This window comes from Pseudomonas sp. NPDC077186 (assembly GCF_044543505.1).
In the GTDB taxonomy this organism is placed as follows: domain Bacteria; phylum Pseudomonadota; class Gammaproteobacteria; order Pseudomonadales; family Pseudomonadaceae; genus Aquipseudomonas.
On record NZ_JBITWE010000004.1, the window covers coordinates 281,405 to 301,677 of the forward strand.

A 20,273-nucleotide genomic window follows, 5' to 3' on the forward strand; every position below is an offset into this window, starting at 1 on the left:
ACGGAGTTTTTCCCGTGGCCACCGCGTTGGCGGAAAATCGCCACCCTGGCACAGCCCTTGCCATGCAAGCTACCAGCCTTGACCGCGAACCGGCGCTGCCGAGCTCCGCCACCCACGGCCAACGCCACCAACACCGGGCGCCCCGCGCCTCACCACAGATAAGAAGAAAAAGGTAGCAAGATGCTCAACACGATCCGCGCCCTGGCCGTCTGCGCCCTGGCGCTCAGCTCGCTGGCGGCGCTCAGCGCCCAGGCCGACGAGGCCATCCTGATCAAGTTCTCCCACGTGGTCGCCGACGGCACGCCCAAGGGCCAGGGCGCGTTGCTGTTCAAGCAACTGGTGGAAGAACGCCTGGCCGGCAAGGTCAGGGTCGAGGTCTACCCCAATTCCAGCCTGTACGGCGACGCCAACGAGCTGGAGGCCCTGCGCAACAACGAGGTGCAGCTGCTGGCGCCCTCGCTGGCCAAGTTCGAGCAGTACACCAAGCAGCTGCAGGTGTTCGACCTGCCCTTCCTGTTCGACGACCTCGACGCGGTCAACCGCTTCCAGAAGCGCGCCAAGGGCCGCCAGCTGCTGCGTTCGATGGAGGATCACAACATCGTCGGCCTGGCCTATTGGCACAACGGCATGAAGCAGCTGTCCGCCACCCGCGCGCTGCAGATGCCCGGCGACGCCAATGGCCTGAGCTTTCGCATCCAGCCCTCGGCGGTGCTCGAGGCGCAGTTCCGCCAACTCGGTGCAGGCGCGCAGAAACTGCCGTTCGCCGAAGTGTTCAAGGCGCTGCAAAGCGGCCAGGTGCAGGGCGCGGAAAACCCCTGGTCGAACATCCATAGCCAGAAGCTGCACGAGGTGCAGCCCTTTATCAGCGAGACCAACCATGGCGTGCTGGACTACATGCTGGTGAGCAACTCGCGCTTCTGGTACGGCATTCCGCACCAGATCCGCATGGAACTGGAGGGCATCATCGACGAAGTCACCTACGCGGTGAACCGCCAGGCCGAGGCCGCCAACCAGGCCGATCGCCAGCGCATCGTCGATTCCGGGCGCAGCCAGGTACTCGAACTCAGCGCCGAGCAGCGCCAGGCCTGGCGCGACGCCATGCGCCCGGTGTGGCAGCAGTTCGAAACGGCGATCGGCAGCGACGTGATCAAGGCCGCGCAGACGGTCAACCGCAAGCACCGCGAATAGCCTGGCGGAATTCCGCCAAGTCAGCCCGCCGGCAACTGCTCCGGCGGCAGCGGATGGCCGAGCAGGTAGCCCTGCAGCGAGTCGCAGCCCAGCTCGGTGAGGAAGGCCTGCTGCTGGCGGGTCTCCACGCCCTCGGCGACGATGCGCAGGTCCAGCGCCTGGCCCAGGGCGACGATGGCCGAGACGATCGCGGCGTCGTCGCCGTCGTGCTCCAGATCACGGACGAAGCCGCGGTCGATCTTCAGCTCGTTGGCCGGCAGGCGCTTGAGGTAGAGCAGGCTGGAATAGCCGGTGCCGAAATCGTCGATGGCGATGTCCACGCCCATGGCCGATAGCTGTTCGAGTATCGCCAGGCTGGCGTTCACGTCGTGCATCGCCGTGCTCTCGGTGATCTCCAGGGTCAGGCAATTGGCCGGCAGCTCATGCCGCGCCAGGGTCTGGCGCACGCTGTCGACCAGTTCGCCGTGACAGAACTGCAGCGCCGAGAGGTTCACCGCCACCCGCCAGTCGCTGCGCCCCTGCTGGTACCACAGGCGCATCTGCCGGCAGGCCTCGTCCAGTACCCAGTCACCGATGGCGATGATCAGCCCGGTCTTCTCCGCCAGGCCGATAAAGCGATCCGGCGCCAGCAGCCCCTGCTGCGGGTGCTGCCAGCGCAGCAGCGCCTCGACGCCGATCATGCGCTCGCTGCCGGTGGCGAACTTGGGCTGGTAGTACAGGCGGAACTCGCCGCGCTCCAGCGCCGCGCGCAGGTCGTGCAGCAGTTGCAGCTGCTGGCGCGCGTTGGTGTTCATCGAGCGCTCGAAGAAGCTGTAGCCGTTCTTGCCCAGGCCCTTGGCGTGGTACATCGCCGCGTCGGCGTTGATCAGCAGCTCCTGCTGGTCGCTGCCGTCGCCCGGGTAGAGGGCGATGCCGACGCTGGTGGAGACGCGCAACTCGTGCCCCTCGACCCAAAACGGCTGGCTCAGCAGGCTGACCACCTGCCCCGCGACGTTGGCCGCGTCCTGCGCCTGACGCAGCTCGGCGAGCAGGACGAACTCGTCGCCGCCGATCCGCGCCAGGCTGTCCTGGGCGCGCAGGTTGGCGCGCAGGCGCTGGGCCACCGCCACCAGCAGCTGATCGCCGACGTGATGGCCGAAGGCGTCGTTGACCGGCTTGAAGCCGTCCAGGTCCATGAACAGCAGGGCGAAATGGCCGCCGTTGCGCCCGACCTTGAGGATGCTCTGGCCGATGCGGTCTTCCAGCAGCAGGCGGTTGGGCAGCTTGGTCAGGCCATCGTGCAGGGCCAGTTGGGTCAGCTCGGCGTTGGCCTTGGCCAGCGAGCTGCTGAGCAGCGCGGTACGCGCCTCCAGGCGGGCGTCGAGGATCGAGGTGAGCAGCGCGATGGCCAGCACCGCCAGGGTCACCACCAGCACCAGGCTGGCCAGCCAGCGACTGTCCAGGCCGCTGATCGCCGCCCCGCAGTAGCTGCCCTCGGGGAAGTTCGCCGCGGCCATGCCGGTGAAGTGCATGCCGACGATGGCGAGGCCCATGACCACCGCCGCGCCGCCGCGGGCCAGGCGCACGTAGGGCGTGTCGCGGCGCAGGCGGAAGGCGATCGACAGCGCCGCGCCCGAGGCGAGCACGGCGATCAGCAGCGACAGGGCGAAGAGCAGCGGGTCGTAGTCGATCCCCGGCTGCATGCGCAGCGCCGCCATGCCGATGTAGTGCATGGCGCCGATCCCCGCGCCCATGGCCAGCGCGCCCAGGCCCAGGTGCCAGGCCGGCAGCTCGGGCTGGCTGACCAGCCACAGGGCGAAGCCCGAGGCGAGCATGGCGATGGCCAGCGACAGCAGGGTGATGGCGAGGTCGTAACCGAGCGGAATCGGCAGGCTGAAGGCGAGCATGCCGACGAAGTGCATGGACCAGATGCCGATGCCCATGGCCACCGCGCCGCCGGCGATCCACAGCGGCTGGGCGATGCCCTTGGCACTGGCGATGCGCCCGGCCAGATCGAGCGCCGTATAGGACGCCAGGATGGCCACGCACAGCGACAGCACAACCAGGGATAAATCGTAACTACCGATCAGCATCGAAACTCTCTACAGGCGTTGCGCCGACCGCGGAGCGTCGCACGCTCCGAATCCCTGATGGCCAGTTGCAAGCATTGACGACAAGAGCGCGAATCTTAGCGGAAAGCCCGCTTCCGGGTCAGGCAAAAAAACACCTGACTACTGGGTCAAGCTGCTGTTCGTCGCCTGCTCGTCGCCTTCATGCAGTCGCTCGAGTTGCCAGCCGCCGCCGAGGGCGGCGATCAGCTGCACGCTGGCGGTCAGCCGGCTGCCGAGCAGGGTCAGGCTGGAGCGCTCGTTGCTCAGCGCGGTGGCCTGCACGTTGACCACGCTGTTGAAGTCCACGGTACCGGCGCGGTACTGGTTTTCGATCAGGCGCAGCGATTCGCGCGCGGCGTCCAGCGCCTGCTGCTGCACCCCGCTCTCCTGCTCCAGCACGCGCAGCTGTACCAGTTGGTCTTCCACCTCGCGGAAGCTGTCGAGCACCGCCTGGCGATACTGCGCCACGGTCTGCTCGTAGACCGCCTCCGTGCGCTCCAGCTCGGCGCGGCGGGCGCCGCCGTCGAACAGGCTCAGCGCCAGTTGCGGGCCGAGCGACCAGAAGCGGTTGGGCACCTCGATCCAGTCGGCGAAGCTGCTGCCGCGGTAGCCGCCGCTGGCCGAGAGGGTCAGGTCGGGGAACCAGGCGGCCTCGGCCACGCCGATCTGCGCGTTGGCGGCCATCACCCGGCGCTCGGCGGCGGCCACGTCGGGGCGCCGTTCGAGCAGCTGCGAGGGCAGCGCCACGGGGATCTGCGGCAGCCCCGGCACGCCGTCGCGCGCGGCGATGGACAGCTCGGCCGGGCTGGCGCCGACCAGCACGGCGATGGCGTGTTCCAGCTGGGCGCGCTGCCACTCGAGATCGATGGCCTGGGCCTGGGTGCTCTTGAGCTGGGTGATGGCCTGGGTCACGTCGGACTTGGGCACGATGCCGGCCTGGTACTGGTTCTCGGTCAGGCGCAGCGAGCGGGCGTAGGCGGCCACGGTGGCGTCGAGCAGGCGCTTCTGCTCATCCAGCACGCGCAGCTGCAGGTAGTTCTGCACCAGCTCGCTCTGCAGGCTCAGGCGTGCGGCGGCCAGGTCGGCGGCGCTGGCGTCGTACTCGGCGCGGCTGGACTCCAGGCCGCGGCGCAGCTTGCCCCAGACATCCAGCTCCCAGGCCGCATTGAGGCCCAGTTCGTAGGTCTTGGAGATGCGCGCGGCGTTCGAGCCGCTGACGCTCACCCCGTCGCCGGTGCTGAGGGTGCTGTCGCCGCCGCCCTGCCCCGCGCGGGTCACCCCGGCGCTGGCGGACAGGCTCGGGTAGAAGCTGGCGCGCGCGCCGCGCACCAGGGCGCGGGCCTGGCGGTACTGGGCCTCGGCCGCGGCCAGGTTCTGGTTGGACAGCTGCAGGCGCTCGACCAGGGCGTCGAGTTCGGCGTCGCCGTACAGCTGCCACCAGGCGCCGCGCTCCAGGGCGTCGCCGGGGCTGGCGGCCTTCCAGCCTTCGATCTGCTTGAACTGCATGGGCGCCGCCAGCTCGGGGCGCTGGTAGTCGGGGCCGAGCATGCAGCCACTCAGCACGCCGGCCAGCAGCAGGGACAGGAGGGTTTTGCCGACAGGAGCTTGGGTCATAGCGGAGTTTCCAACGAAGCATCGGTGCGCACGCCGCGCCAGCGGTTGACGCGGTGGCGCAGGCGGTCGAAGTAGAGGTAGATCACCGGCGTAGTGTAGAGGGTCAGCAACTGGCTCAGCACCAGGCCGCCGACTATGGTGATGCCCAGCGGCTGGCGCATCTCCGAACCCTCGGCGCTACCCAGCACCAGCGGCAGCGCGCCGAGAATCGCGGCCAGGGTGGTCATCAGGATCGGCCGGAAGCGCAGCAGGCAGGCGCGGCGAATGGATTCCTGCGGGCTGAGGTGCTCGCCGCGTTCCAGTTGCAGGGCCAGGTCGACCATCAGGATGGCGTTCTTCTTGACGATGCCGATCAACAGGAACAGCCCCAGCAGCGAGATCAGGCTGAACTCCATGCCCACCAGCTGCAGCGCGAGCAAGGCGCCGACGCCGGCCGAGGGCAAGGTGGAGAGGATGGTCAGCGGGTGGATGTAGCTCTCGTAGAGCACGCCGAGGACGATGTACACCACCACCAGCGCCAGCAGGATCATCAGCGGCTGGTTGTCCTGGGTCTGCTGGAAGGCCGCGCCGGTGCCGCCGAGCATGCCCTGCACCTCGCTGGGCAGGCCAACCCGCGCCACCGCCGCCTCGATGGCGCGGCTGGCCTGGTCCAGGCTCACCCCCTCGGCCAGGGAGAAGCCGATATTCTCGGCGGCGAACTGGCCCTGATGGTTGACCCGGTCCTCCTCCAGGCTGCGCTCCCAGCGGGCGAAGGTGGACAGCGGCACGCGCGCGCCGGCCTCGGTGATCAGCTGGATCTGGTCCAGCGCCTCGGGGTGCTGGGCGTACAGCGGGTTGATTTCCATCACCACGCTGTACTGGTTGAGCGCCTGGTAGATGGTCGACACCTGGCGCTGGCTGAAGGCGTTGTTGAGCACCGCGGTGATCATGCTCATCTCCACGCCCAGGCGCTGCGCCGCCTCGCGGTCCACCACCAGGCGGATCTGCTGGGCGCCCTCGTTCTCCTTGGCGTCGATATCGGTCAGCTCGGGCAGCGCGCGCAGCGCCTCGCGCACCCTGGGCAGCCACTGGCGCAGGGCGTCGAGATCGCCCGACAGCAGCATGTACTCGTTCTCCGAGCTGCGCCCCTCGCGCCCGCCGATCTGCAGATCCTGGTCCGGCATGAGGAACATGCGCCCACCCGGCACCTTGGGCACGCTGGCGCGCAGGCGGTTGATCACCTGCTGCGAGGACGCGCCGCGTTCGCTCACCGGTTTCAGCCGTACGATCATAAAGGCATTGTTGATCCCGCCTGCGCCGCCGATAAAGCCGGCCACGCTGTGCACCGCCGGGTCGGCCAGCACCGCCTTGCGGAAGATCTCCATCTTCGGCTGCATGACCTGGAACGACAGGCCGTCGTCGCCGCGGATAAAGCCGATCAGCTGGCCGGTGTCCTGCTGCGGCATAAAGGTCTTGGGCACGCTGACGAACAGGTAGACGTTCAGCGCGATGGTCGCCAGCAGGCTCAGCAGCATCAGCAGCGAATGGCGCAGCGCCCAGTCCAGGCTGCGCCCGTAGAACGCCAGCACGCGCCCCTGCAGGCGCTCGCCCCACTGCTGCAGGCGGCTCTGCGGCTGCTCGGCCTCGGCCTTGAGCCAGCGCGCGCAGAGCATCGGCGTCAGGCTCAGCGACACCAGCAGGGAAATCACGATGGCCACCGCCAGGGTGATGGAGAACTCGCGGAACAGCCGCTCGACGATGCCGCCCATAAACAGGATGGAGACGAACACCGCGACCAGCGACAGGTTCATCGACAGCAGGGTGAAGCCGACTTCGCGGGCGCCCTTGAACGCCGCGTCCATCGGCTTCTCGCCGTTATGGATATGCCGCGAGATGTTCTCCAGCACCACGATGGCATCGTCCACCACCAGGCCGGTGGCGATGATCAGCGCCATCAGCGACAGGTTGTTCAGCGAAAAACCCAAGAGGTACATGGCGGCGAAACTGCCGATCAGCGACACCGGTACCGCCAGCGCCGGGATCAGCGCCGCCCGCCAACGCCCGAGAAACGCCAGCACCACCAGGATCACCAGGCCCACGGCGATCAGCAGGGTCTGCTCGGCCTCGTGCAGGGTGGCGCGGATCACCGGCGAGCGATCCATGGCTACCTCCAGTTGCACGCTGGCCGGAATCACCTCGCGCAGCGCCGGCAGTTCGGCGCGGATATCGGCGATGGTCTGCAGGATATTCGCCCCGCTCTGCCGGTTGACCACCAGCAGCACCGCTTCCTGGTCGTTGAAGAAGCCGCTGTTGTAGCGGTCCTCGACGCCGTCGCTGACCGTCGCCACGTCGCCCAGGCGCACCGCGGCACCGTCCTGGTAGCGGATGATCATCGGCAGGTAGTCGGCGGCCTTGGCCAACTGGTCGCTGGCCTGCACCTGCCAGCGGCGCTGCGTGTCCTCCACCGCGCCCTTGGGGCGCAGCGCGTTGCTCGCGGCGATGGCCTGGCGCACCTCGTCGAGGGCGATGCCGTACTGATCGAGCAGGCGCGGCTCCAGCGCCACCCGTACCGCCGGCAGCGAGCTGCCGCCGACCTGCACCTCGCCGACGCCGCCGATCTGGGCCAGCTTCTGCGCCAGGATGGTCGCGGCGACGTCGTACAGCTGGCCCTTGTTCAGCGTCGCGCTGGTCAGCGAGATGACCATGATCGGCGCCTGCGAGGGGTTGACCTTGCGGTAGCTGGGCATCGTGCGCATGCCGCTGGGCAGCAGCTCGCGCGCGGCATTGATCGCCCCCTGCACCTCGCGCGCGGCGGTGTTGATGTCCTTGTCCAGGTCGAACTGGATCATGATCCGCGTGTTGCCCTGGCTGCTGCGGCTGTTCATCTGGCTGATGCCGGCGATGGTGCCGAGCGAGCGCTCCAGCGGCGTGGCCACGGTCGAGGCCATGATCTGCGGGCTGGCGCCGGGCAGGCTGGCCTGCACGGTGATGGTGGGGAAATCCATCTGCGGCAGCGGCGCCACCGGCAGCAGGCCGAAGCTGACGCCGCCGAGCAGCATGATCGCCAGGCTCAGCAGCAGGGTCGCCACCGGGCGGCGGATAAAGGGGGCGGACAGATTCATAGAAGCAGCCACAAGCTACAAGCTTCAAGCTGCAAGTGAGAAGCAAAAGCCTGGCAGCGGGCTGCCTTTAACTTGTGGTTTGAAGCTTGAAGCTTGCCGCTCATACCGCCACCCCCGCTGCACTGCGACCACTAAAGCGCCGCGACAGGCGATCGAAGTACAGGTAGATCACCGGCGTGGTGAACAGCGTCAGCACCTGGCTGAGCAGCAGGCCGCCGACCATCACCAGGCCCAGCGGTTGGCGCAGCTCGGCGCCGGAGCCGGTGGCGAGCATCAGCGGGATGGCGCCGAACAGCGCGGCCAGGGTGGTCATCAGGATCGGGCGGAAACGCAGCAGCGCCGCCTGGTAGATCGCATCCTGCGGCGCCATGCCCTGGTTGCGTTCGGCCTCCAGGGCGAAGTCGATCATCATGATCGCGTTCTTCTTGACGATGCCGATCAACAGGATGATGCCGATGATGGCGATCAGGCCCAGGTCGTTGCCGGTCAACAGCAGCGCCAGCAAGGCGCCGACCCCGGCCGAGGGCAGCGTGGAGAGAATGGTGATCGGGTGGATATAGCTCTCGTAGAGCACGCCGAGCACGATGTACATGGTGACGATGGCCGCCAGGATCAGCAGCAGGGTCGAGCTCAGCGAGGCGCGGAAGGCCTCGGCGGCGCCCTGGAACTGGGTGTCGATGGCGCCGGGCAGGCCGATCTCCTGCTCAACCCGCTCGATCACCGCCACCGCCTCGCCCAGCGACACCCCCGGGGCCAGGTTGAACGACAGGGTCACCGCCGGGAACTGGCCGATATGGTTGACCAGCAGGCTGGCCGGACGCTCCTCGATGCGCGCCAGCGAGGCCAGCGGCACCTGCTGCCCGTCGCCGCTGGCGACGTGGATCTGCTCCAGCGCCGCCAGGCCGATGCGTCCGCCGTCGCGGCTTTCCAGCACCACGCGGTACTGGCTGGCCTGGGTGTAGATGGTGCTGATCTGCCGTTGGCCGAAGGCGTCGTACAGCGCATCGTCGATATCGCCGACGCTGATGCCCAGACGCGCGGCGGCGTCGCGGTCGATCTGCAGGTACACCTGCAGGCCGCGGTTCTGCAGGTCGCTGGCGACATCGGTGAGCACCGGCTGCTGGCGCAACGCCTCGACCAGGCGCGGTGTCCACTGCTCCAGCAGCGCGCCGTCCGGCGACTCCAGGGTGAACTGGAACTGGGTGCGGCTGATGCGATCCTCGATGGTCAGATCCTGCACCGGCTGCATATACAGCTCGATGCCCGGGATCTTCGCCAGCTCGGGGCGCAGGCGCTCGATCACCTGGCTGGCGGTGACGTCGCGCGCGGCGTGGGTTTTCAGGTTGATCAGCAGACGGCCGCTGTTCAGCGTGGGGTTGTCGCCGTCGACGCCGATCGACGAGGACAGGCTGGCCACCGCCGGATCGCGCAGGATCACCTCGGCCAGACGCTGCTGGCGCTCGCTCATGGCGGCGAAGGAGATCGACTGCGGCGCCTCGGAGATGCCCTGGATCACCCCAGTGTCCTGCACCGGGAAGAAGCCCTTGGGCACCGCCAGGTAGAGCAGCACGGTCAGGCCCAGGGTGGCCACCGCCACCAGCAGGGTCAGCGGCTGGTGCTTGAGCACCCAGCTCAGCCAGACGCCGTAGCGCGCGATCATGGCGTCGATGACGCCACCGGCGGCGCGGTAGAAGCGCCCCTCCTGCTCGGGTTTCTCGGCCTTGAGCAGGCGCGCGCACATCATCGGCGTCAGGCTCAGCGACACCACCAGGGAAATCAGGATGGCCACGGCCAGGGTGATGGCGAATTCGCGGAACAGCCGGCCGACCACGTCGGCCATGAATAGCAGCGGGATCAGCACGGCGATCAGCGACAGGGTCAGCGAGACCAGGGTGAAGCCGATCTGCCGCGCGCCCTTGAGCGCGGCATCGAGCGGCGTCTCGCCCTCCTCCAGGTGACGGGCGATGTTCTCCAGCATGACGATGGCATCGTCGACCACGAAGCCGGTGGCGATGGTCAGCGCCATCAGCGTCAGGTTGTTGATGGTGAAGCCGGCCAGGTACATCACGCCGAAGGTGCCGATCAGCGACAGCGGCACGACGATGGACGGGATGATGGTCGCCGACAGCTTGCGCAGGAACAGGAAGGTCACCATCACCACCAGGGCGATGGCCAGCAGCAGCTCGTGCTGCACATCGCGCACCGCGGCGCGGATGGTCTGGGTGCGGTCGGTGAGCACCTTGACCTCGACGCTGGCGGGCAGGCCCTCGGTCAGGTGCGGCAGCAACGCCTGGATGCGGTCGACCACCTCGATCACGTTGGCGCCGGGCTGGCGCTGCACGTTGACCAGCACCGCGGCGTTGCGATTGGCCCAGGCGGCCAGGCGCTCGTTCTCGGCGCCATCGACGATTTCGGCGACGTCCTTCAGGCGCAGCGCCGCGCCGTTCTGGTAGCTGAGGATCAGCTCGCGGTATTCCTCCACCGATTTCAGCTGGTCGTTGGCGTCGAGCTGGGAAACGCGGGTCGGGCCGTCGAAGTTGCCCTTGGGCTGGTTGACGTTGCTGGCGGTGATCAGGCTGCGCACGTCGGCCAGGCTCAGGCCGTAGGACGCCAGCGCCTCGGGATTGACCCGAATGCGCACCGCCGGGCGCTGCCCGCCGGCCAGAGTGACCAGGCCGACGCCGCTGGTCTGCGCCAGCTTCTGCGCCAGGCGGGTATCGACCAGATCGTTGACCTGCGGCAGCGGCATCGTTGCCGAACTCACCGCCAGGGTCAGCACCGGGGTATCGGCCGGGTTGACCTTGTTGTACACCGGCGGCGCCGGCAGGTCGCCGGGCAGCAGGTTGCTCGCCGCGTTGATCGCCGCCTGCACCTCCTGCTCGGCCACCGCCAGCGCCACCTCCAGGTTGAAGCGCAGGGTGATCACCGAGGCGCCGCCGGAGCTGGTCGAGGACATCTGCTTGAGCCCGGCCATCTGGCCGAACTGGCGTTCCAGCGGCGCGGTCACCGCGCTGGTCATCACGTCCGGGCTGGCGCCGGGATAGAGGGTCAGCACGCGGATGGTCGGGTAATCCACCTCCGGCAGCGCCGACACTGGCAGCAGGCGGTAGGCGATCAGGCCGCTGAGGAAGATCGCCACCATCAGCAGCGTGGTGGCGACCGGCCGCAGGATGAAGGGGCGGGAGATGTTCATGCGTCGTTCCGCGGCTGGGCAGAACGCTCGCCCCGACCCGGCTTGCCGCCCTCGCTCAGCGGTTGACGCGCCGCACCGTCCGGGCTATGCACCACAGCCGGGTCGATCACCTCGACCTGGCTGCCGTCGCGCAGGCGGTCGGTGCCCTCCAGCACCAAGCGCTCGCCGGGCTGCACGCCCTCGCCCACCAGGCTGCGCTCGGCGTCGCTGGCGGCGATGGTCACCGGCCGCAGGCTGATCGTGCTGCCTTCGTCGACCACGTAGACGAAGGTGCCCTGGGCGCCGAACTGCACGGCGGCCGAGGGAATGATGGTGGCCGCTTCGCGGGTTTCCACGCGCAGGCGCACGTTGACGAACTGGTTGGGGAACAGCATCTGCTCGGCATTGGCGAAGCGCGCCTTGAGCTTGACCGTGCCGGTGGCGGTGTCGATCTGGTTGTCCAGGCTCTCCAGCACGCCGTCTGCCAGCTTCAGCCGCTCGCCACGGTCCCAGGCCGCCACCGCCAGCGTCGCGCCGCCGCGGGTGCGCTGCAGCACCGCCGGCAGGTCGCCCTCGGGGATGGTGAAGGTCACCGCGATCGGCAGGGTCTGGGTGATCACCACCAGCGGCGTGGTGTCGCCGGCGCTGACCAGGTTGCCGACGTCCAGCTGGCGCAGCCCGAGACGGCCGGAGATCGGCGCGCGGATCTGGGTGAAGTCGAGGTTGAGCCTGGCCGTGGCGACATCCGCCTGGTAGCTCTGCAGGCTGCCGCGGTACTGACTCACCAGCGCCTGCTGGGTATCGAGGGTCTGCTTGGCGATGCTGTCTTCGGCATAGAGGCCCTGGTAGCGGGCCAGGTCCAGTTCGGCGTTCTTCAGCTGCGCCTGCTGCTCCTGCAGCGCGCCCTGCGCCTGCTGCAGCGCCGCCTGGTAGGGGCGCGGGTCGATCAGCGCGAGCAGATCGCCGGCCTCGACCTGCTGGCCCTCCTCGAACAGCACCTTGACCAGCTCGCCGTCCACCCGCGAACGCACGTTGACCGTGTTGTAGGCGGTGACCGTGCCGAGGGCCTTGAGCTCGATGGCGAAGTCGTCGCGGCGCACCTCGGCCACCCGCACCGGCACCGGGCCCATGTCGCCGAAGCGGCCACCGCCCATCGGCGCCTGTGCCTTGCTCGGCCAGAACCACCAGAGCAACAGCAGCAGCACGGCGAGCAGGCTCAGGCCGATCAGCCACTGGCGGGAGGTTTTCGCGGAGGTCGAGGCGGTATCGGACATGGCGGGGACGGGTCACTTCTTGAGGGAGTCGGAACGATAAGCACTGACACCCGGCAAGCAAAGCCCATTTACCCGCTTTTTACGCTGCTCTTACGTTACCAACTGTTTGAGGCACAAATAAAAACGGCCTGCAGAGCAGGCCGTCGTTGCCGCGCCGGCGGTTACTTGAGCGCCGCCAGGGCCGCCGCGTAGTTCGGCTCGTCGGCGATCTCGCCGACCAGCTCGCTGTGCAGCACCTTGTCGTGCTCGTCCAGCACCACCACCGCACGGGCGGCGACGCCGACCAGCGGGCCGCCGGCGATGGCCACGCCGTAGTTCTTGAGGAACTCGGCGCCGCGCATGGTCGACAGGTTGATCACCTTGTCCAGGCCTTCGGCGCCGCAGAAGCGTGCCTGGGCGAACGGCAGGTCGGCGGAGATGCACAGCACCACGGTGTTGGCCAGTTGTGCGGCCTCGGCGTTGAACTTGCGCACCGAGGTGGCGCAGGTCGGGGTGTCGACGCTGGGGAAGATGTTCAGCACCTTGCGCTTGCCGGCCAGGCTGGCCAGGCTGACGTCGCCAAGGTCGTTGCCGACCAGGCTGAAGGCAGGTGCTTGCTGACCGGCCTGCGGCAGTTGACCGTCGACCGGAACCGGGTTGCCTTTGAGGGTGACTTGCGCCATGGGGAGAATCCTTTTCTGCGAAGTGAGGGTAAAAGAGTAAGGGCGCGATCCGGGCTTTTGGCAAGCCCAGAACGCGCCCTCGTCAGGCAGCGGATCAAGCTGACCCGAAGGTCAGACTACCTTGCCTGCACTGGCGACACATTCGCTTTTTGCTTGGCGAAGTACTCGCGGGTCAGCGCCACCACCACCGGGCTCAGCAACAGCAGCGAGAGCAGGTTGGGGATGGCCATCAGGCCGTTGAGGGTATCGGCCAGCAGCCAAGCGAAGTCCAGTTGGGCGATGGCGCCGAACGGCACCGCGACCACCCAGACCAGGCGGAACGGCAGGATCGCCTTGGTACCGACCAGGTATTCCCAGCACTTCTCGCCGAAGTAGCTCCAGCCGAGGATGGTGGTGAAGGCGAACACCACCAGGGCAATGGTCAGGATCGCCCCGCCGATGCCCGGCATGGCCGACTCGAAGGCCGCCGCCGACAGCGCCGCGCCGCTGGCGCCGCTGGTCCACACGCCGGAGCAGATGATCGCCAGACCGGTCATCGAGCAGATGATGATGGTGTCGATGAAGGTCCCGAGCATGCCGATCATCCCCGAGCGCACCGGGCTGCTGGTGGTGCCGGCCGCCTGGGCGATACCGGCGGTGCCCAGGCCCGCCTCGTTGGAGAAGATGCCGCGGGCCACGCCGAAGCGGATCGCCGCCATCACCGCCGCACCGGCGAAGCCACCGGTGGCGGCGATCGGAGTGAAGGCGTAGGTGAAGATCATCTCGAAGGCCGCCGGAATCTGGCTGGCGTTGACCACCAGCACGACGATGGCGGCGACGATGTAGGCCACGCACATGGCCGGCACCAGGGAGGCGGCGACCTTGCCGATGCGCTTGATACCGCCGAGGATGACCAGGCCGACGAACACCATGGTCACCAGGCCGGTGACCCACAGCGGCACGCTGAAGGTGGTTTCCAGGGCGTGGGCCATGGAGTTGACCTGCACCATGTTGCCGATGCCGAAGCCGGCCAGACCGCCGAAGATGGCGAAGGCGCCGCCGAGCCAGGCCCATTTGGCGCCCAGGCCGTTCTTGATCGCGTACATCGGGCCGCCGACGTGCTCGCCGCGGTCGTCCTTCTCGCGGTAGTGCACGGCCAGTACCACTTCGCAGTACTTGGTGGCCATGCCCACCAGCGCGGTGCACCACATCCAGAACAGCGCGCCGGGGCCGCCAAGGAAGATGGCAGTGGCCACGCCGGCGATGTTGCCGGTGCCGACGGTGGCGGCCAGGCAGGTCATCAGCGCCTGGAACGGGCTGATCTCGCCGCTTTCCTCGTCGTCTTTCTTACGCCCCTGCCACATCAGTTTGAAGCCGGGGCCGATCTTGGCCAGCGGCATGAACTTCAGGCGCAGCATGAGGAACAGCCCGGTACCGAGGATCAGCACCAGCATGGGTGGGCCCCAGACCAGGCCGTTGAGTTGGTTCACCAAGTTGGTTATGGCTTCCATTGAAGGGTCCTTATTCTTGTAGTTGCGCGGTTGGGTACCCGTCGCATGATCGACTGCCGGATAGGCAGCGCCGTTTTTTTCGTCACCGCCCCGCGCTGCACCAGGGTTGCCGGATCGAGGGGGCGGCTAAGTATACGAAGACGAAATAAGTTCTTTTCACTGTTTAGAAAAAAATTAACGCGACCATTCTCCAAACAGCTGGGGAAAAGCCGCACGAAACACCTGGCTAATCCGGCTCGACCCCGGAAAAGCCGGAGCGGTTCCGCGCTGCCTAGAAATCGCGCCGATAGAACAGGTCCAGGGAACTGGCCAAGCCGCTGGCCGCCTCGAGATAGAGCCTGCGCCCGAGCTGGTAGCGCAGCGCGATGGTATTCGCCGGCTCGAACACGCCGACGCCGTAGCGCAGGCTGAGACGTTCGGTGAGGTTGCCGCTGGCCACCACGCTGGTGGTGATGCCGCTGCCCTCGGTGTCGAGCTGGAAATCCTGGATGCCCAGGCTGCTGGCCAGGCTGCTGGTCAGCGAACTGCTGCCGGCCAGGCCCAGGGCCAGCGCGGCCTGGCCGAGCATGTTGTTGTCGCCGCTGCCCTGCCCCAGCGGCCGGCCCAGCACCAGGTAGGACAGCGCCTGCTCCTGGCTCATCGCCGGCTCGGCGAACACCGTGGTGCTGGGTTGCTCGGCGCTGCCGGACAGGCGGATGCCGGCGACCACGTTGTCCACCCGACGAATCGCCTCGACGTCGAGGAACGGCTGATCGATGGGCCCGGTGAACAGCAGGCGCGCCCGGCGAATGGTCAGGCGCTGGCCGTAGGCGCGATAGCGGCCGTTCACCAGGTCCAGCTCGCCGCGGGTATCGAGGTCGTCGCCGATATGCACGCGCCCGCGCAGGTCGGCGGTGAGGCCGAAGCCGCGGAAGGCCAGCATGTCCTGGCCGACCTCGACCTCGACGTCCATGGCGATGCCCAGCGCCTCCTCCTCCAGCGGCGTCTCGCGCCCGGCCACCCGCGCGTCGCCGGACAGCTTGACGGTCGAGGCCGGCAGCTCGCGCACGCCGATCTGCCCGCGCGGGATGCCGACCTTGCCGCGCACCGCCAGTTGCTGGGCGCGCAGCTGCAACTGCAGGTCCGGCTCCACTTCCAGCTCGGCATAGGGCTCGACCTTCAGCGGCAGGCGCTGGCCCTGCACGGACAGATCGCCGCTCAACCCCTCGGCCCAGCTCAGCTCGCCGCGCAGGTTGCCGCGCCCCTGCTCGCCGCTGCGCCAGTCGCCGGCCAGCTGCAGCCGCTCGCCGGCGATCAGCGCCTGCAGCTGCAGCGCCTGCAGGCTGAGCGGCAGTTCGCTGCCGGCCAGCTCGCCGCCGTCCAGGCGCAGCTGGCCGTCGACCTGCGGCGCCAGCAGCGGCCCGGACAGCCTGCCGCTGCCCTGCAGGCGCCCCTCCAGGCGCTCGGCCATGGGCACGAAGGGGCGCAGCACGGCCAGGTCGAAACCGCTCAGGCGGAACTGGCCGCTGAGCGGCTTGGTTGCCTGCCGCGGATCGAGCTGCGCCTGCAGGCTCAGTTCGCCGAGGCGTTCGCTGAGCAGGCGCAGCTCGCTGTCCACCCGCTGCGGGCGCAGCGTGCTGTCCAGGCGCAGGCTGGTGTAGGGAAAATCCAGCCACTGGTCCTGCTCCGGCTGGCGAATGCGCAGGCTGCCGCCGCCGGCATCCAGCAGGATGCGCCCGCTGGGGCCGCTGGCCGGCAGTTCCAGTTCGAGCCGGCCGTCGAGCCGCCCTTGCCAGGCGAAATCCGCCGGCAGCCAGGGTTGCAGGCTGGCCAGGGGGAAGTTCTCCAGGCGCAGATCCAGGCTCGGCTGCGGCGCCAGGCGCTGCTGACCGCCGCACAAACTGGCATCGCCGGCCCGCCAGCAATGCGCGCCCAGGCTCAGCTGGCCGCTGGCCAGGCGCTGCAGCGCCGCCGGCTGTTGCAGCTGCCAGTCCTGGCCGCCGCTCTGGATCCGCCCGCTGGCGATGCGCCCACGCCAGTCGCCCTGCTCGCTCAGGTTGCCGTCCAGCGCCAGGGCCAGTTGCAGCAGCGGCCCCTGCAGCTCCAGCTGCAGCGCCTGGCGCCGCGCATCGCCCTGGCCATCGGCCTGCAGGCGGCCGAGATAGCTGTCGCCGAGGCGAATGCCGCGCGCCTGCAGGGCCAGCCTGCCCTGCTGCCGGGCATCCAGGCTGGCCTCCAGTTGCAGGCGGCGCAGGCTGGGCTCACCGAAGGCCAGGCGCTCGCCGCCGAGTTGCAACTGGCCCTGCGGCGCCTGCAGCGTGCCGGCCAGTTCCAGGCTGCCCTGCACCTGGCCCTGCAGGCCCGGCCAGAGCTGACCGAGGCGCGGCAAGGCCAGTTGCAGCTGACCGCGCAGGCGCTGATCCAGCGCGCCCTGCCCGCTCAGGCGGTTGTCGCCCAGACGCGCCAGCAAGTGCTGCACCTGCCATTGCTCGCCGGCGCCGGCGCCTTGTACCTGCAGCTGCGCGGGCTGGCCGCGCAGGCGCCCGGCCAGGTCGATATCGGCCTGCGCCTGCAGGCGGCCCTCGCTGAAACTGCCGCGACTGTTCAGCGGCCCGCCGAGCCGGCCGGGCATCTCGGCCAGCCAATAACCGGGATCCAGTTCGCTGAGCTGGAGCATGGCCTGCCAGTCGATGCCCGCGGCGAAGCCCAGCTTGAGCACGCCGTCGAGCTTGCCCTGGCCGGCCCGCAGTTGCAGCTGCGGCAGGCTGACCTGCTTGAGATCGCCGCTGACCGGGCTACTCAGGCTGAAGGCGCCGGCCGGCCCCTGCAGTTGCCCGGCGAAGTTGCCCAGGTAGTTGCCGTCGCTGTAGCGCAGTTCGGCCTGCAGCTGCTGCAGGCTCACCGGCGGCGCCTGCTCCAGCGGGTACAGGCGCTGCCAGGGGAAGGCCTGCCAGTCCAGTTTGGCGTCGACGGCAAAGGCCTCGCGCCAGTCGAGGCGCCCCTGCAGCTGCAGGTGCTGCTCGGCGTCGCCCTGCAGGCGCAGCAGCTCGATATCCGCGCCCTGGGCCTCGACGCGCCCCTGCAGGCGCACGGCGATCGGCGCCTGCTCGGCCGGCAGGCTGGCCTCGCCGTCGATGCGGTAGCCGCTGGCCAGATCGCCCTTGGCGCGCAGCTCCAGCTGCTGCAGGCGCAGGGTCGGCGGCAAGGCGCTGCTGGGCGCGAAGTCGCCGCTGCTCAGGCGCAGCTCGGCCGGCAAATGCTCGGCCAGGGCCTGCACCTCGCCGACCAGGCGCGCTTCCAGATAGCCCGTGCTGTCGGCCTGCAGGGTCAGGCTGCGCTGCAGCTCGCCGCCGACCTGCAACGCCAGCTGCCAGGGTTTGCCGTCCACCTGCGGCAACTGCAGGCGCCCGCTGAGGGCCAGCGGCCAGTCGCCCTGCGGGGTCAGCTCGCCGCTGAGTTCCAGGCTCAGCTCGTCGCGGCGCAGGCTCAGGCGTTGCAGCGTCACGCCCTGGTCGTTCCAGGCGGCGATCAGGCTCAGTTCGCTGAACTGGGCCTGGCCGTCGAGGCGCAACTCGCCCAGCTGGATATCGCCCAGTTGCAGGCGCAGCGGCAGCTTCAGGCTAGGCAGCGCAGTTGGCTCCTCAGCCGGTGCCTCGTCGGCCGGCAGATCGATTTCGGCCCGCGCCAGGTGCAGACGATCCAGGCACAGGCTCAGGCGCAGCAGGCAGGCCGGCGACCAGGCGAAATCCAGCTGCTGCAGCTCCACGCGCAGCCCGTCCTGCTGCCAGCGCAGCGCATCGGCCTGCCAGGCCGCACCGAGCCGGCCGCTGAAGTTCTCCACCGTCAGCCCCGGCACCTGCGCCAGCAGCCAGCGGCTGCCGCCCTGGGTTCCCAGCAGGCCCAGCACTGCTGCGCCGAGCAGCAGCGCCAGGCTCAGCAGCCCCGCCGCCAGCCACTTGAGTGCGCGCCTCATAGTTCCGGCCCCATGGAGAAGTGCAGGCGCACGCCACCCTCGTCGTCCAGCGCATGGGCCAGGTCCAGGCGCAGCGGGCCGACCGGCGAGACCCAGCGCAGGCCGAAGCCGACGCCGGTCTTGAGGGTGGGGAAGTCCAGCGAGTTGAACGCGTTGCCCTGGTCGACGAAGGTGGCCAGGCGCCACTTGTCCGTCAGGCTGTACTGGTACTCGGCACTGGCGGCGAACAGGTAGCGGCCGCCGATCTTGTCGCCGCGGTCGTTCTCCGGCGACAGGCTCTGGTAGTCGTAGCCGCGCACGCTCTGGTCGCCGCCGGCGAAGAAGCGCAGCGACGGCGGCACGCCGGAGAAGCCGTTGGTCTCGGTGCCGCCCAGCTGCACGCGGCCGAGCAGGCGATGGTTGTCCAGCAACGTGGTCAGACCCTTGAGCATGACGTTGCCGTGCACCACGTTGGCGTCGGAGAGCACCCCGTCCACCGCGCCAGAGACATCGAACTGCAGGCGATAGCCGCGCCGCGGATCGAGGCGGTTGTCGCTGCGCAGCAGCGAATAGCTGACGCCCGGCATCAGCAGGGTGCTCAGGCCGGAGTCGTCGCCCAGGCGGTACTCCTCGCGCTGCCACTTGAGCGACAGCACCCGCTGCCAGCCGCCGGCGCGCTGGCTGTGCCACTCCGGACCGAAGGTGAGCAGACGGCTGAGGCTGTCCTTGCTGGCCAGTTCCTCGTACTGGTAGCCGCCGGCCAGGCGCAGCTTGTCGGTCAATGGCGGGTCGCCGGGCATGTCGTACCACAGGCCGAGGTTCTGCCTTGGCGCCGACAGCTCGGTCTCCACCCCGTAGCTATGGCCCTGCGGGTTGCGCCAGTGGCGCGTCCAGGAGCCGCGCAGGCGCGGCCCGACGTCGGTGGAAAACCCCACACCCAGGCCCAGGGTGCGCGGCTCGCGGGTCACCAGCGCGACCGCCACGGGAATGCGCAGCTGCTCGGCCTGGGTGGGAATGGCGTCGATGCGCACCGACTCGAAGTAGCCGCTGGACTGCAGCGCCTGGTACAGCTCGGCGATCAGCTCGGAATCGTAGGGGCTGTCCGCCTGGAACGGCACCATGCGCCGCAGCAGCGCCTCGTCGAAGGGAAAGTCGCCGCTGAAGGCGAGGTCGCCGAGGCGGTAGCGCGGCCCGCTGAGGTACACCAGCTCGATATCGGCGACCCCGGCGGCGGGGTCGATATCCAGGCGCTGGCGGGAGAAGCGCCCGTCGAAGAAGCCGTAACGCGAGGCCTGGTTCTGGATCAGCCGCTTGGCGTCTTCGTAGCGGCCGTGGTGCAGCACCGCGCCGGGCTGCAGGCGGCTGGCGCTGGGCAGGCGAAAGGCAGCCAGCTCGCTGGCCGGGCCTTCGATGCGGATGTCGACGTTGCGCAGGCGCACCCGTTCGCCGGGTTCCACCTCCAATACCAGGCGCGGCGTCTCGCCCTCCTCGATGCGGCTGCGGATGCGCGCCTGGTAGTAGCCCAGCGCCTGCGCGGCCTTGTCCGCCTCGGCCTCGGCGACCCGGCGCAAGCGCCGCAGCGCCTGGCCGTCGCGGCCCTCGAGGCTGCCCACATAACCTTCGATATTGGCCTTGAGGGCCGAATTGGCCGGGCTGATGCGCACGTCCAGCTCGCCGGCGGCGAGGGCCCCGGTGCTGATCAGCAGCAGCGCCAGGCTGCGCCGGATATGTCCATATACGCTCATGGCCGG

10 protein-coding genes are annotated in these 20,273 nt (G+C 68.9%); 1 reads left to right on the forward strand and 9 read right to left on the reverse strand.

All coding sequences use genetic code 11. From position 1 onward, the window contains the following. The first annotated feature begins 180 nt into the window (after positions 1-180). Positions 181-1,188, forward strand: a complete 1,008-nt coding sequence (locus ACIGKL_RS16830; RefSeq protein WP_397487624.1) for a TRAP transporter substrate-binding protein — start codon at positions 181-183, stop codon at positions 1,186-1,188. A 20-nt stretch (positions 1,189-1,208) separates the two neighbouring features. On the opposite strand, the gene ACIGKL_RS16835 is transcribed toward ACIGKL_RS16830, so the two are convergent. The 9 genes from ACIGKL_RS16835 to ACIGKL_RS16875 form a co-directional block, all read right to left on the reverse strand. Further along, entirely contained in the window at positions 1,209-3,260 is a 2,052-nt protein-coding gene (locus tag ACIGKL_RS16835; protein ID WP_397487625.1) for a putative bifunctional diguanylate cyclase/phosphodiesterase, read from the reverse strand. A gap of 138 nt (positions 3,261-3,398) precedes the next feature. Beyond that, on the reverse strand, positions 3,399-4,892 hold the full coding sequence (locus tag ACIGKL_RS16840) for an efflux transporter outer membrane subunit (protein ID WP_397487626.1): 1,494 nt from the start codon (positions 4,890-4,892) through the stop codon (positions 3,399-3,401). Continuing rightward, positions 4,889-7,993 (reverse strand): efflux RND transporter permease subunit, encoded by a 3,105-nt coding sequence (locus tag ACIGKL_RS16845; protein WP_397487627.1) that lies wholly within the window; start codon positions 7,991-7,993, stop codon positions 4,889-4,891. Before ACIGKL_RS16845 ends, ACIGKL_RS16840 begins: the two co-directional genes overlap by 4 nt. A 100-nt stretch (positions 7,994-8,093) precedes the next feature. Then, positions 8,094-11,186: an MdtB/MuxB family multidrug efflux RND transporter permease subunit gene (locus tag ACIGKL_RS16850; RefSeq protein WP_397487628.1), complete on the reverse strand. Its 3,093-nt coding sequence runs from the start codon at positions 11,184-11,186 to the stop codon at positions 8,094-8,096. Continuing rightward, entirely contained in the window at positions 11,183-12,439 is a 1,257-nt protein-coding gene (locus ACIGKL_RS16855; RefSeq protein WP_397487629.1) for an MdtA/MuxA family multidrug efflux RND transporter periplasmic adaptor subunit, read from the reverse strand. The genes ACIGKL_RS16850 and ACIGKL_RS16855 overlap by 4 nt, the downstream gene beginning before the upstream one ends. A 161-nt stretch (positions 12,440-12,600) precedes the next feature. Beyond that, a complete protein-coding gene (gene tpx / locus ACIGKL_RS16860) occupies positions 12,601-13,101 on the reverse strand; it encodes a thiol peroxidase (RefSeq protein ID WP_397487630.1) in 501 nt (166 codons plus the stop codon). A 116-nt stretch (positions 13,102-13,217) separates the two neighbouring features. Then, positions 13,218-14,591, reverse strand: a complete 1,374-nt coding sequence (locus ACIGKL_RS16865; RefSeq protein ID WP_397487631.1) for an alanine/glycine:cation symporter family protein — start codon at positions 14,589-14,591, stop codon at positions 13,218-13,220. 271 nt (positions 14,592-14,862) lie between these two features. Next, a complete protein-coding gene (locus ACIGKL_RS16870) occupies positions 14,863-18,543 on the reverse strand; it encodes a translocation/assembly module TamB domain-containing protein (RefSeq protein WP_397487632.1) in 3,681 nt (1,226 codons plus the stop codon). Beyond that, entirely contained in the window at positions 18,540-20,267 is a 1,728-nt protein-coding gene (locus ACIGKL_RS16875) for an autotransporter assembly complex family protein (protein ID WP_397487633.1), read from the reverse strand. The genes ACIGKL_RS16870 and ACIGKL_RS16875 overlap by 4 nt, the downstream gene beginning before the upstream one ends. Positions 20,268-20,273: the final 6 nt, after the last annotated feature.